Raw genomic sequence first — 13,932 nt, 5'->3', positions numbered from 1 at the left:
TTGCTTATTTACCAGCGGATTCAAGTGCTGATTTAATAGCTTCTACCACTTTAGCAGATACTTCTTTCTCAGCATCATTATTTCCGAAGGCTGCTGCACGATATCCATACTTGTGTAAACTATAGCCCGTTGAAGTCGACTCAATCTCGCTCTTCACAGCCAGCTCAGCGTCAGTCAACTGGTTGACCGTTCTTGTACTTCCGTTTTTATCTAAATAGTAAACAAGCATTTTAACAGGAACGCCATGTTCTACATACGTCATCACATTTACAAGCTTATCCGTACTTACACCAATGAAGATTCCATCGAAGTAAGCCGCTTTGTTAGCTTCAACAATTTCAGCTTTCCCGTATGCTCTATCCACCGCAGTCTTGAGAGCTACACTACTACTAGTTGCACCGGAAACAGCGTCTACATCTTGCACAGCTTCTCTAGTACCTGCTGCAAGGAAGCTAGAAGTCAATTGCGGAATTGCTTTTACCACCTCTGGGTAAGCAGCTTTGCCTCTATCCACAAGATTCATTCCTACACGATACAAAGCAACATTTACGATCTTACCGTTACGCAGTGTAACGTCTGCTCTGTTTGTTCCTTTATCATAGGCATCACCAAATGCAGTGAAGGTTCCGTCTTTATAGGTTCCTTGAACTTTGGATGCGTTAGTCAAAGCATCAGTCAGAGCAGCTTTGGCAGCTGCGGATAGCTCTTCTTGACCTGTGATATCGGACATTTGCACACCTTTTTCAAGTAATCCTGAAGTAAGTGTACCCACCAACGATTTTTGTTCTGCACTTAGTTTGTCATCAGCGATCAGCTTGCCGTCAGCACCGAACAAGCTTAATTTAATGTTTGTAACTGCATCTGAAGCAACATCAACAAGCAGTAATACTTTTGATTGGTTATCTACACCTGCGAATTTTCCGTCAAAATATTTAACTTCATCTGGAACTTTCAGTGCTTTTTCGAAAGCTCTTTCTACGGCTTGGTTCCAACCGTGACTACTTTCTGTAGCGCCAGAGATTCCATCTACTTTCTCATCATAGTTAGCGAAATAAGATCCATTAGCAAGCAACTTAGCTGTCATCGGAGCATTAGCTTTTACAACTTCTGCATAAGCCGTTGCACCTCTGTCAATTAGGTTGTTCCCAAGTCTGAACAGCTTCACATCCACAAGCTTACCGTTGCGGATCACGATGTCAGCTCTTTCAACACCAACACTTCTTGCAGTCCCATAAGAGGAATAGAATCCGTCTACATAAGCAGAAGTATTGTTAATCTTTGCATTCTGCTCAGCATCCCAGAAAGCATTAATCGCAGCCTTAGAGTCGGCTTCGAGTCCTGCAACAGGCTCTGCAGCTGTTCCTTTAGCCAGCAATGCTGGTGTTATAGCTGCAACTGCTGCGGATTGCTCAGCTGTGTAGGCCTTCTCATCCACGAAATCACCAGCATTGTTCAGCGGGTACACTTTAACAGCTGTGTGCTTATTGGATTCGTAGGTTGCAAATACTGCATATTTACCTGTAGGATCTATGCCCATATGAACACCATCAAAGTAAACTGCATCTGTATCTTTCACTGTTAGAGCTCTTTCAAACGCTCTGTCTACAGACAATTTCCATCCATTACTAGAGCGTGTTGCTCCCGAAACAGCATCTACTGCAGCTGCTCCATCTCTTGTCTTGCCAATCAATTTATTCGTCATCAATCCATAAGCTTGCCATAAAGCGCTATAATTGTTACGAGCATCTCTGTCGATCAGCTTAGGGCTGGTTCTCAGGAGATCGATGCTAGTAATTTTCCCATCTTTAATTTCGATCTTAGCGCCTTCGGTACCTTTGGAGTAAGCATCGCCATACGCTACGTAAACTCCATCTTGATATACATTTTCCTTAACTGTAACCGGCAATGCTGTAGGCACAGGCTTAACAGTCGCTGCTGGAACTACTGTAGCCGCTGGAGCAGTGGTTGCTTTTGGCGTTGTAGCTGGTTTTGTCGTTGCTGCTGGTGCTGCTGTTGCCTTTGGTGTTGCTACTGGTTTTACCGTTGCTTTCGGTGTTTCTACTGGTTTTGCTGTTGGCTTTGGTGTTACTACTGGTTTTGCTGTTGCTTTTGGTGTTGCTACTGGTTTTGCTGTTGCTGCTGGTTTTGCTGTTGGTTTAGCTGCTGGTGCATCCGCTTCTTCAGAAGCTGCGGATACTGCATCCACCTTCAAGTTCAAAGCAGGCACATTAAGTGTGTAAGCAAATGGCGCTAACAATATTGCCGCGCTAACCGTTAAAGAAATTAGTTTTTTCAATAAAATTCTCCTTTACCAAGTCCCCAGTGATATATAGCTTTTCTTAACCAAACTTACCTTTCACGGCGCCCCTTCTCTTCTTATGAAGCATTACATCTCTCTTCATAAGAACCCATCCCCCCTCTCATGCCTATGCGCGAACCATCACTTTCCAAAAAAATAATGCCTTAAATCTATTCATTCCTTTTTACAATAAACCGCATCAAAGGTGAAATAATTCACATATAATATCAGAAAAAAATGAAGGCGCTTTTTCAATCAATTTCTGGTTTGATACTACCAAACTTTTCCGCAATTCCTCTGTATCTAAAATCACATACCCTATAAGAAACATCACTATTTGCTCATAAATGTAATTTTTCATTATTTTCTCCAAACAAATACACCCACTTCCTATTCCCAAAGTAGATAACGTGATCTCGATTATTGTGTATCCAAGAATAGATATGTTATTTTAGAACGATCTCTAACATGGGAAAGGAGTTCAAAGCTTTGAACAAACAGCCACCTATTGGAGTTATTCTCGCCCAAATTGGCACACCTACTGCACCTACTGCAAAGGCGGTACGTCCTTATCTGAAACGTTTTTTATCCGACCGCCGAATCATAGATTATACACCACTGCTCTGGCAACCTCTGCTGCGAGGCGTTATTCTGCGTACACGTCCTCGGCGGTCGGCTGAGCTGTACAGACAAATCTGGACAACAGAAGGATCACCTTTACTCTTCCACTCATTAGCTCAGCGATCTGGTTTGCAAGCGCTTCTAGGTTCACGGTATCAAGTAGAGCTTGGCTTAGCATATAGCGAACCAAGTATGGAACAAGCGATGAGCACATTGGAAGCAAATGGAGTCACACGCATCATCATTGTGCCGCTATTCCCGCAATATTCGTCCACTACGACGGCATCTGTCTTCGATCAAGCGAGTTTTGCTGCACTAGGACGACAAAGCTCCACTGGGCCGGTAACAAAGCGCCTTATTCCTGCTCTCAGATTTATGGATGCCTATTATAATGAACCCGGTTATATTTCAGCCATGAAGTCGCATTTACTGCAGCAAATGGAACTTCTGAGCTCTAATCCTGATTTTTTTGTACTGACCTTTCACGGAATCCCCAAACGATATGCAGATACAGGCGATCCCTATCCAGAGCAATGTATGGAAACTGCGCGTCTTCTCGCTTCAGCTATGAATTGGGAGCCTGAACGCTGGCAGCTTACTTTTCAATCACGCTTCGGACGCGAAGAATGGGTAGGTCCCTCTACAGCAGATGTTTTGGGAAAGCTAGCGGAACGCGGAATTCATAAACCTTTGATTTTCTCACCGGGACTTGTAACGGATTGTCTGGAAACGCTGCACGAGCTAGCCATAGAAGGGCGCAAGCAATTTGAGGCTGAAGACTTCACTGCGATCCCCTGCTTGAATAATCATGAGGACTGGCTTCAATTTCTGGCTCAGCATGTTGAACGAAATGCCATGGGCTGGTAATACAAAAAAACCGTCTTGTCCGCAGATATTCTCTGCTGAGATAAGACGGTTTGTTATGTCCGTTCATAGGATCTAAGGATCACTAAGATGCTTATGCTGTAAGCTGCTTATATTTAGTAGTCAGTTCATGGAACCATTGCTTGTCCTGTAAGGTCAATGCAAAGTCGATCAGCTCGGCAATCTCACTCGGCTGCAAATCAGCTGAATCATTAAAAGATACTTCAGCGGTTGCAGTGGCTTCTCCATTCCCATCCTCTGCATAATCATAAGAGAAGCATATCTTGATATCACTTTCCAGAAATTCGTTACGCAGGAAATATAACACCTCACACATTAGCACAGGTCTAACATGATCATCAAAGACACATTCCATAACCTTCGCCCAGTACTGCTGATTGCTGAGGTGTAGCTTATCATTGGTTAAGAGATATTTTTCACCCTGAAAATCAGTGACAAATCTCAGCTCAAGCGGCTTCATTTTAAAAATAGTAGCAATTTGCTTCATGCTAATATTCAGAATGTCTTGCGTTTCTAGTCTGATCATCTCTCATGCACCTCGTCCCTCTTAGTTGGGTTACCTGAAACCTGATGATATCTATAATTTCGTTAAATGCCAATAATGTAAAATTAACTCTATCCATTCACTTTAATTTTTATCTAATTTAACATTATTATCGTCAACTGACTACGCTTTGTTAATATTTTTTCATTAATTCCACAGAAAAATGTTTCAATCTTTGTCCATCTGTTTAATATTTATATTTAAAAAATTAGTCTTTCTTATTTTCACAACAAAAAACTGTTCTGAATGGTCATCATCGACCTCAAAACAGTCTTTTGCCTAATTATTATTCAGTTAACTTTACTTAAACAAACAATGGCACTAACTGTATTCCTTCAGGCGAGATCCGAACAAGTCCTTTATCCGTGATGCGTAGCGTCGGGATAACCGCCAATGCAAGCAACGATAAAGTCATAAATGCGTAGTTCAAAGTACAGCCAGCATCATATAGCGCTTTGCTGATCGCAGCTGATTTTGCAGCAGCAATTTCGAAGGGTTCCGTGGACATTAGACCTGCAATAGCCAACGGGAATAATGTTTCCCCACTGGATGTGATCATACAAACACCACCCTGGGCATCCGCCACCGCATTTGCAGCTTTAGCCATTAACTCATCATCATTGCCGATAACGAGTACATTATGACTATCGTGAGCAACCGTCATTGCAATGGCAGCCGGCTCTTTAAATCCAATGCCTTCGACAACGGCCACTGATTTATTGCCTGTACCTTTATGACGTTCGAGCACTGCGATTTTGCACAAACCTTCTATAGCATTTACATCTAGTTGCCCCTCCACTACAGGTATCGAAACCATACGCTCAATAGTCTCCACATGATTTTCTCTTACTTTAATAACTCTTGTAGTAAGTTCACCTGTTTGAATTGGAGCAGCAATGATGAAGTCTTCTGAAGTAGGACGCTGTGGCAAATGAACCGAAGCCAACACTTCCTCCGGATAAGTGAATTTAGCAAGCTCTGCCGTCATTACTCCGTTCTCCGCAACTACTACACCTGCGGCAATTGTCAGCACTACATTAATATCCGCCAAATTCCCGTCTAAAAGGATGATATCTGCAAAAGAACCCGGAGTAATAGATCCGATATCCCGCGCTAAACCAAAGCGTTCAGCAGTATTAATGGTAGCCATTTGGATAGCCGTTATAGGCTTAACACCTTGAGCAATAGCATCACGGAGGACGAAATTCATATGCCCTTCATCTCGTAAGGATTCCGAACTACGATCATCCGTTACCAGCATCATTCGGCGTGTATCAATGCCGTGTTCTGTATGGGCCGTAATTGTTTTAGCCACATCATGCCAAGCGGAACCCCGGCGCATTTTGGCATACATCCCCAGTCGAACGCGCTCAATCACATCGTCTGCTGTCACACACTCATGATCGCCAGTCACACCTGCCGCAGCATACACGGGCAGTCTCCAGTCGCTGGAAGGCCATGTGAAATGACCATCTACAAATCTGCCTGCCCGCAGCGTAGCTTGAATTTCCCCAAGCATTTTCTCATCGCCATAAACAACGCCAGGAAAATTCATCACTTCACCCAGCGCAATCACATCGGGTCCCCAAGTAAAGGCTTCTGCCACTTCTTCTGGTCCAATAGAAGCTCCCGTTGTCTCGAATTCCGCACCTGCCGCAGGCACACAAGAAGCCACCTGCATGTAAGCCGCTAACGGTGTCCCGCGCATCTCATCGAGCATCAATTGAATCCCCTTCAGCCCAAATACATTAGCAATCTCATGAGCATCAAAGAAACCACCTGTTGTACCCAGCGGCAGAACCGCACGGGAGAATTCAGTAACGGTCAGCTGTGTGCTCTCAATATGACAATGGCCATCGAGTAGTCCCGGAGCTATATACTTACCGTTCGCCTCAATAACCTGCGTTCCTTCACCAATCATATGTGTCACATCTTTACCAACATAAGCGATACGCCCACCTTGTATACCAACAGACATTCCTTCTAAAATTTCACCAGAGCATACATTAACCAGCTTTCCACCTGTAATTACTAGTGTTGCCGGTTTATCTCCTCTTGCCGTAGCCACAAGCTCAGGTACACAATCTGCTAAAGGCTTTCTTGTAAAAGTTGTCATAATCATCTCTCCCCCGTTAGTATCCAAGTGCGTTCTTGATGTAGTGAATAGATTCATAATAATAGAGGATTGCTTAACCATCGGCTGTGTTGATATCATAGTTGGCAAATCTGATATTGTACGAAAAAACGGCTCCGTCATGGTCATAGCCCCGTCAAGTAGACAGTAAAAAAGAAGCCTTTTAAGCGGCGATCTGGTTCCGGTACTCTTCCGGAGACAGGTCGCCGAGTTTTTTCTGGAAGCGTTCCTTGTTGTAATAAAGGATGTACTCCTTAACCAAATGTTCAGCATCTTCAAGATTCTTAGGTTTCTCCAAATACAATTTTTCGGTCTTTAGGTGAGAGAAGAATGACTCTATACAAGCATTGTCGTAGCAATTCCCCCGCCGGGAGTGGCTACCGACCAAACCCTTGTCCTCTAAAACCTGGGCATACGTCCGAGTAGTGTACTGAAAGCCCTGGTCTGAGTGCAGGAGAGCCTTTGAGTCTTGGAGAGATTTCACAGTATCTACCACTAGCTTCAAGTCATTACGGACAGAGATTCTCCAAGCCACAACCTCGTTGTTGTACAGATCCATCACTACAGATAAGTAGACAAACTCGTGGCCTGTACGGATATAGGTAATATCCGTGACTAGCTTTTGCTGAAGAGCGTGGGCTGTGAATTTCTGGTTGAGTACGTTTGGAAATAAGACAGAAGGCTTACGCCCGGCAAACGGGCGTTTCTTGCGAATCACTGATTGGATGCCTAGCTCTCTCATCAACCTGCGAACTTTCTTATGGTTTACGGGAAATCCCTCTTTACGAAGCGCTGTACGCATTCGCTTATAGCCATAGGCAGGACGTAGCCGATGAATGGCTAAGATATGTTCCTTAAGGTTCGTATCCTTCTCTTGGCGTGCTTCCCGCAGGTCAGAGGTCTTTTTCCATTTGTAGTATGCAGCCCGGGACAATTCAGCCAGTTTGCACAGCCAAACAATTGGGTATCGCTCGCTCATTTCTTGAATGGATTGGCACCGGGTATTTGTATCCAACTTCCCTCCCCATGTAGATTGGGATTGAGCTTTTTTAAGTATTCGACCTGTGCCTTCAAATACGCGATTTCTTCGTCTTTACTGTCAAAATGCTTCCTTCCACCTTTTCCGCGTCGGTCCTCAAAGGTCTCCCCACTTTTAAATTTACGTATCCACCTCACCAACTGAGCATCGCTCTTGATGTCGAGTTTTTCTAGAATTTGTGAATAGCTCATATGCTCCTCTAAGTGAAGTCGAACCGCCTCGTTCTTCAATTCTTCTGAATACTTCGTAAACGTCTGCCCCTTTTTAGCCATGAAAAATCCCCTCCGTTCGACTGTGTTAAACACATGATACCATGTGCTCTTTTTTCACTGTCAACCATGAGGGGATAATACCATCATCCCTGTAGATGATAGCCGTTTTCTTAATCCAAAGATTGTCCAACACTCCGGACATGCCCCTGGTATGAACTCACCCGCCAGCATCTATTCCAACGATTATCTTACGTTTTCCTCATATACGTCAAGTGCCGCTTGAACACCAAGTCCGTAAGAAACTTCAAATCCGAATCCGTGTCGCAGCAACGCTGCTTCCAAAGCTCCAAGCAAACGCAGCACATTATTCGTACGGCAGCTAAAGCCCATCGTGCCAATGCGCCAGATCTTTCCTTTCAGAGGTCCAAAGGAGCTGGCAATTTCAATCCCGAACCGCTCCAGCAGCAGCGTGCGTACAGATTCCCCGTCTATGCCCTCAGGAATCAGCACACAGGTAACAACGGTAAGTTTGCAGGACGACTCCCCGTAAAGTTCAAGCCCCATCGCTGTTAATCCAGCTACAAGTGCTTTTTCATGGAGGATATGTCTGGCGAATCTGGCATCCAGCCCTTCTTCAAGGGTAAGCCGCAAGCCCTCCCGCAGTGCATAAAGCATTGAGGTCATCTCTGTATGATGATTGAGACGTTGTGGACTCCAGTAATCCTGAAGCATGCCGAGATCGAAATAATTGCTGCGGACAAAAGATAAGTCACCTGGCTGGACATCACTTGTTCTAATCCCTCGTTCTACTCGTTTTCGGGTCATGAGCTTAGCTTCAGCACGATCATTATACGTTATCGGTGCCATTCCGGAAGGGACGGACAGGCATTTCTGTGTACCGCCAACGACGGCATCCAACATCCAAGCATCTGTCTCGACAGGAATGCCCCCAATGGTTGCAACTGCATCAACTATGAATAAAGCATCCATCCGGCGGCAAGCTCTACCGATTTCCGCGAGTGGCTGCACACGTCCTGAAGAGGTCTCCCCATGAACCATTGCCACCACATGTGGCTTAAAAGTCTCCATAGCTGCTATCACTTCATCCGGCTCAAACACACTCCCCCATGGCTTTTCCAGCACGAACACCTCAGCACCACAACGTTCGGCAATCTCATGAAGCAGGTGTCCAAAGCGGCCAAAGATCGGAATCAGCACACGTTCCCCCGGCAGGATTAAGCTGACCATCAACGCCTCAATACCAGCGCGAGAGGTCCCATCTATAGGGTAAGCCCATGCATTTCGGGTAGCGAACAGCTCCCGCAGCATTTCCATCGTTTCATTCATAATAGAGGTGAACTCTGGATCAAACTGACCCAGCACCGGAAAAGACATCGCCCGCAGGACACGAGGATCCACCTCCACCGGACCCGGAGTCATAATGCAGCGCAGGGACGGTGACAAATCTTCGTAACGCTTCATGATGATCCTCCCTTCAAGTAGAAACGGCTATGCCATCCTTTAAGGGACGGGCTCCGTTTCAGCGAGAAATATAAGGATAAAGTATAGAGTAAACATATACTTCCTTATATTTAAAAGTTCTACGAACTCTTTTTAATAAGCTAACTCGTATAACATCGCAGTCAGCACCTCAAGCCCAGCAACGAGCTGCTCAGGGAAAGTATACTCTTCCGGAGAATGGCTGATCCCAGCTCGGCTTGGCACAAATATCATCGCAGTAGGGCAACGCGGCGCAAACAGCTGGGCGTCATGTCCCGCTCCACTTACCATCATGCGGTACGTCTTCGCCTGTTGGCGGCAGATATTTTCCAGCATCGCAGATAGCTTCGTATCCATAGGCGCAGGGACTGTGTGGAGCACGGATGTAACCTCAAGAGTCACCCCACGTTTAACAGCAATTTCATTACATTCCGCAAGAAGCTTCTCACAGAAACGTTCCAGTTCGTCCTCTTCACTATGGCGGATATCTAGTGTAAAAAGAACCTCACCCGGGATCACATTTGGCGTATTCGGATACACCTCAAGCTTGCCCGAGGTTGCTACAAGAGGTTCACCAGCCGTTTTAGCAGAGCTTTCAAGCACGTACAGCATTTCAACCGCACTAGCCAGTGCATCCTGCCGCATAAACATCGGTGTCGTGCCCGCATGATTAGCAATACCACTGACCTTGACCATATAGCGTCTCTGTCCAACAATCCCCTGAACTACGCCTATCTGCGTATCTGTTTTCTCCAGAATAATTCCCTGCTCAATGTGCAGCTCTACAAAAGCGCCAATATCATTTCTGGCTCCATTCTCATCTGTTACACCTTGCAAAAAGCTGGATTCCGTCATTGCTGCCTGTAACGTCACTCCCTCTGCATCCATACAGGTCTCAGCCTCGCTTCCGTCATACCTTTCCGTGACATGGCCCGAACCCCAATAAGCAAGCGGAAATCGGCTCCCCTCTTCTTCACAAAAAGATACGACCTCAAGCGTCCGCTGCGGCTGGCCAAAGTTCCTCTGCAAATCTTGAAGCGCAATCATAGCCGCAGCGATCCCATAGGCACCATCATATTTTCCGCCATTGACTACAGTATCGATATGCGATCCGGTTAAAATAACCTTTTGCTGCGGATTGCATCCACTCAATCGTCCATATACATTGCCAACCTTGTCTATGGAAACTTCTAAGCCGAGTCCAGCCATTTTTTCCTGCAAAAAAATCTGCGCCTGACTCCATTCCTCCGTATATAGCAGTCTAGTAACTCCTGGCCCAGGTGTGGTGAATGCCGCCAGCTCCTCCAGCAGCTCCAGCAGTTTCTGAGTCGACGCTTGAACACTGGAATCATTCATAGGCTGTACTGCTCCTTCCTAATTCGCAGCCACTGTCCACCTCCCTCACTGATCACTCCTTCTTCAGAGGTATAGACCACATTCCCGCGGCAGATCGTAGCAACTACCTTGCAGGATAAAGTTCTTCCGATGTAGGGGCTGTGCTTGTGGCGATACAATAAATCCTCCGCAGTCAGCGTATAGGTTGTGCTTGGATTCAGCAGAACTAGATCGGCATCTAGACCTAGAGCTATAGTGCCTTTGCGATGCTCTATTCCAAAACGTTTTGCGGGTTGCCCTGCGAGCAGACTGGAAATTAATGTAACAGGCAACCCCCGCACATTCACGCCTTCATGGAACATAAGCTCCAGACTGCTCTGCGCACCCGAGATCCCACCCCAAGCTGCAAAAAAAGACAAGTCCGGCTTCACCTTCAATTCCGTTGGACAGGGGGAATGATCCGAAGCAATCAGATCGATTTTGCCTTGGGCCAGCATCTCCCATAACTTCTCCTGCTCCACCGCACTTCGCAGCGGAGGCGCACACTTCGCCACAGGGCCTAAAGCCTCCATATCATTTTCAGTGAGGACCAGATAATGTGGACAGGTTTCTGCCGAAACGTCCAGACCTCGAAGCTTAGCTTCATAGATTTTCTCAATGGCGGCGGCCGTGCTGATATGAACAAAATGCAACCGGCAACCAGTACGTTCACTGTACAGCAGCGCCCTGGACACTGCCTCCAGCTCTGCTTCAGCAGGGCGGCAAGCCGCAAAATCACTTGCGCTGGTTCTGCCATTTCGCACTGCATCTGCGGTCAACACCGCCGTGATATCCTCACTTTCTGCATGCAGCGCCAGAATCCCGCCCAGAGAAGCGATTCGCTGCATCCCTTGATAGAGTGTATCCTCATCCACTTCACGGAATCTGCCTTCGCCCTCCCCTCCAGGATTGGAGAGAAAGGCTTTAAACCCAGTGACGCCAGCAGCTGCCAATGCTTCCAAATCATCCAGATTTCCCGGAACGAGACCACCCCACAGCACATAATCAACGGCAGAGTTTCCAGCCGCAGCATCTACCTTTTGACGAAGTGCAGCCTCGTTCACAGTAGGTGGATTGCCGTTAAGCGGCATATCTGCATAGGTTGTGCAGCCGCCAGCTGCCAGCGCCGCAGAACCGCTGCGAAAGCCTTCCCAATGTCCAAACGTTGGCTCATTAAAGTGGACATGCATATCAATCATACCGGGGAGCACATAGAACCCATCTGCGTCGATGACTTTGGTTAGCGGCGCAAGCGAAAGTTCCTCTCCAAGTGCGACAATCTTACCCTCTGATACTGCAATATCCAGCTTGAGTACCTGATGGGGCAGCACTACATTCCCGTTCTTAATTACAAGTTCATAGGATTCCTTCATGAGCTGCCACCTCCTAAGGTCATCAACTTTCTCCTAACTTCCCCGATACGTACTATATCCACCAGGAGCTACTAGCAAAGGTACATGGTAGTGTTGCATGGAGCTCTCTATATGAAAGCGAATAGGTATCTGTTCTAGAAAAAAAGACATCTCACGTTGAGTATCTACTGAGCTTTCTGTTACTCCTATGTCAGCTGCTGACGCTTCGGCATCAGCTCTACGATAGTAATCGCCGACCATAAACAGCAGCTCGTAACATCCAGCCTCCATCTCTTTTCCCTCGAGCAGAGGGGAATCCAGCCTCCCGTCACTGTTCGTGACCTCTTCACACAGAAGCTTGCTCATCCCATCCGTAAGCTTCCAGAGCTGAAGCGTCAGACCTGTTGCAGGAATCCCCCGCGACAGATCCAGCACATGGGTGGTAAGACGCCCGCTCATTACGCTGTCTCTCCGACCAGATCTGCACGGCTAACAGAAAAGCCCTGAAAACCATAGGGTGGACGAGGTTCGGTGAAGACTCCACCTTTAGTTTCTTCAGGCTCAACAATGGTTTCCCAAGTCCGGTTATTGGACTCAAATGAAACGGTAGCCAGCTGTGGAAAACGGGACAATACGCGCAGCCCAATTTGATAAATCAACGATTGGATTGATGGACTGTTCAGCTCATGAAAAGCGCTATGGGCGATATCGCGAACCTGCTCCGCAGCCACATATTGGCCTAGATCTCCATCCAGAGCATGCTCAACATCACTGTAGGTCCAGTTAATATTCAGAAAAATATAAAGCGGACGGTCAAAGCTCTCCGGCAATGTTGTGTACTCATCACGGACGAATCCATAAAACGAGCTTCCACTCACTTTTATCAGCTGTAAATCCTTCAATCGGCATTCATGAGCGATAACCTCAGTCCCATCCTCTCCACGTTTTACTGTCAGCGAAGCGGAATAAGATTCATTATTGGAGTGACGCAGCACTAAATGACTCTGTTTAAGCCCCTCACCCCCGGGCACCATCACCTGTTCAAAAGGTAACCGGTCTGCGGAAACTGAAACTGCGGTGACATGATCGTATTTATCGAGAAAACGGCTGCTTAGAAGCTGCAGTAGCCCCTCCGTTGTGCTTCCAGTGTAGTCCGCGGTATTGCGCAGAATGAAATTTTTCATAGAATCGGTAGCAACGACCATGGAATTATCCCCCTCTGAAAAAGAAGGAAGAAACGCTTCGCCCGTGACCGCGAATGTAATATTATGTGCGAATATAATGTTGTCGCAGCCCGTGAAGGAAGATTCGGGAACGGGGGTAACGGCCAGCGGTTTAGCATAGGTACGATAAGTTAACACATCACTTTTTCCATAAAACATTGTACGTCCGTTAATTGGCTCCAGCATGGCTGACACCCTCCCCGTTTATGATGAATGAATGAGTGAATGAATAATTAAATAATTAAATCACTTAAGCGAAATCTCGTAATTGTACCGACTTCAGAAAAGGCTTGAACCCATTCCTCCTGAGGGGAACGCTCTACTCGCACTCCAATGGCGCTGATAATGTCATCTTTGTTTTTGCCACGAACCGCTAGAATAAAAGGGAAATGAAATTTGTCCGTATACTTTCGATTCAGATCATTTAATAGATTGAACTCTTCCGTTGTTAGCCGATCCAGTCCAGCTCCCTGCTGCTCTGAGGCAGACAAAGCCGTAACTTGAAGCCTAGTCGCCAAATCTGGGTGAGCTTTTAATAGTCCCTCCATTCGGCTCCGGTCAGCACTCAGTACGGTCTGCATCATTGTGCTATGCAAATGCTCTAAAGAATGGAACGGAATCTGCTTATAAGCCTCCTCTGCTACCCACGGTGAATGTTCAAAAATGCCGCCTAGATGCTTCACAAAATCCGTTATACTCATGGCATTTATCTCTTCCAACGTAAACCTGCCTTCAGAAACGACCATCCA

11 protein-coding genes are annotated in these 13,932 nt (G+C 46.4%); 1 reads left to right on the top strand and 10 read right to left on the bottom strand.

From position 1 onward, the window contains the following. Nucleotides 1–4 precede the first annotated feature (4 nt). On the bottom strand, nucleotides 5–2,296 hold the full coding sequence (locus NST34_RS06900; protein ID WP_341127439.1) for an FMN-binding protein: 2,292 nt from the start codon (nucleotides 2,294–2,296) through the stop codon (nucleotides 5–7). 492 nt (nucleotides 2,297–2,788) lie between these two features. Between NST34_RS06900 and hemH the strand changes: the two genes are divergently transcribed. Beyond that, on the top strand, nucleotides 2,789–3,787 hold the full coding sequence (gene hemH, locus NST34_RS06895) for a ferrochelatase (protein WP_341127438.1): 999 nt from the start codon (nucleotides 2,789–2,791) through the stop codon (nucleotides 3,785–3,787). Nucleotides 3,788–3,878: 91 nt separating this feature from the next. Here hemH and NST34_RS06890 read toward each other — a convergent pair whose 3' ends face one another. From NST34_RS06890 to uraD, 9 genes are all read right to left on the bottom strand, one after another. Beyond that, on the bottom strand, nucleotides 3,879–4,331 hold the full coding sequence (locus NST34_RS06890) for an IDEAL domain-containing protein (protein WP_042185792.1): 453 nt from the start codon (nucleotides 4,329–4,331) through the stop codon (nucleotides 3,879–3,881). 322 nt (nucleotides 4,332–4,653) lie between these two features. After that, complete coding sequence (locus NST34_RS06885; protein WP_341129513.1) at nucleotides 4,654–6,471, bottom strand: adenine deaminase; 1,818 nt, start codon at nucleotides 6,469–6,471, stop codon at nucleotides 4,654–4,656. A 175-nt stretch (nucleotides 6,472–6,646) separates the two neighbouring features. Next, nucleotides 6,647–7,794 (bottom strand): IS3 family transposase gene (locus NST34_RS06880; protein ID WP_445667654.1). Its coding sequence is split into 2 segments (ribosomal slippage): nucleotides 6,647–7,536 and nucleotides 7,536–7,794, totalling 1,149 coding nucleotides; the frame shifts between segments, so codons are not numbered across the junction. 183 nt (nucleotides 7,795–7,977) lie between these two features. Further along, a complete protein-coding gene (locus NST34_RS06875) occupies nucleotides 7,978–9,216 on the bottom strand; it encodes a pyridoxal-phosphate-dependent aminotransferase family protein (RefSeq protein ID WP_341127437.1) in 1,239 nt (412 codons plus the stop codon). A gap of 132 nt (nucleotides 9,217–9,348) precedes the next feature. Further along, a complete protein-coding gene (gene allC, locus NST34_RS06870) occupies nucleotides 9,349–10,590 on the bottom strand; it encodes an allantoate deiminase (RefSeq protein WP_341127436.1) in 1,242 nt (413 codons plus the stop codon). After that, on the bottom strand, nucleotides 10,587–11,981 hold the full coding sequence (locus NST34_RS06865; RefSeq protein WP_341127435.1) for an allantoinase: 1,395 nt from the start codon (nucleotides 11,979–11,981) through the stop codon (nucleotides 10,587–10,589). Before NST34_RS06865 ends, allC begins: the two co-directional genes overlap by 4 nt. A gap of 33 nt (nucleotides 11,982–12,014) precedes the next feature. After that, complete coding sequence (gene uraH / locus NST34_RS06860; protein ID WP_341127434.1) at nucleotides 12,015–12,419, bottom strand: hydroxyisourate hydrolase; 405 nt, start codon at nucleotides 12,417–12,419, stop codon at nucleotides 12,015–12,017. Then, complete coding sequence (gene pucL, locus NST34_RS06855; protein WP_341127433.1) at nucleotides 12,419–13,369, bottom strand: factor-independent urate hydroxylase; 951 nt, start codon at nucleotides 13,367–13,369, stop codon at nucleotides 12,419–12,421. The genes uraH and pucL overlap by 1 nt, the downstream gene beginning before the upstream one ends. Nucleotides 13,370–13,416: 47 nt before the next feature. After that, nucleotides 13,417–13,929, bottom strand: a complete 513-nt coding sequence (uraD, locus tag NST34_RS06850) for a 2-oxo-4-hydroxy-4-carboxy-5-ureidoimidazoline decarboxylase (RefSeq protein ID WP_036680026.1) — start codon at nucleotides 13,927–13,929, stop codon at nucleotides 13,417–13,419. Nucleotides 13,930–13,932 lie beyond the last annotated feature (3 nt).

The sequence above is a fragment of the Paenibacillus sp. FSL H7-0714 genome (genome assembly GCF_038003765.1).
Lineage (GTDB): Bacteria > Bacillota > Bacilli > Paenibacillales > Paenibacillaceae > Paenibacillus_AQ.
Note: the sequence above shows the minus strand (reverse complement) of the source record. Positions and strands in the feature narration are given on the sequence as shown.

Bases quoted from the DNA above. Each gene is read 5' to 3' on its own strand.
- NST34_RS06890 (WP_042185792.1), bottom strand. From the start codon at position 4,331: ATGATCAGACTAGAAACGCAAGACATTCTGAATATTAGCATGAAGCAA.
- NST34_RS06885 (WP_341129513.1), bottom strand. From the start codon at position 6,471: ATGATTATGACAACTTTTACAAGAAAGCCTTTAGCAGATTGTGTACCT.
- NST34_RS06875 (WP_341127437.1), bottom strand. From the start codon at position 9,216: ATGAAGCGTTACGAAGATTTGTCACCGTCCCTGCGCTGCATTATGACT.
- allC (WP_341127436.1), bottom strand. From the start codon at position 10,590: ATGAATGATTCCAGTGTTCAAGCGTCGACTCAGAAACTGCTGGAGCTG.
- NST34_RS06865 (WP_341127435.1), bottom strand. From the start codon at position 11,981: ATGAAGGAATCCTATGAACTTGTAATTAAGAACGGGAATGTAGTGCTG.
- uraH (WP_341127434.1), bottom strand. From the start codon at position 12,419: ATGAGCGGGCGTCTTACCACCCATGTGCTGGATCTGTCGCGGGGGATT.
- pucL (WP_341127433.1), bottom strand. From the start codon at position 13,369: ATGCTGGAGCCAATTAACGGACGTACAATGTTTTATGGAAAAAGTGAT.
- uraD (WP_036680026.1), bottom strand. From the start codon at position 13,929: ATGGTCGTTTCTGAAGGCAGGTTTACGTTGGAAGAGATAAATGCCATG.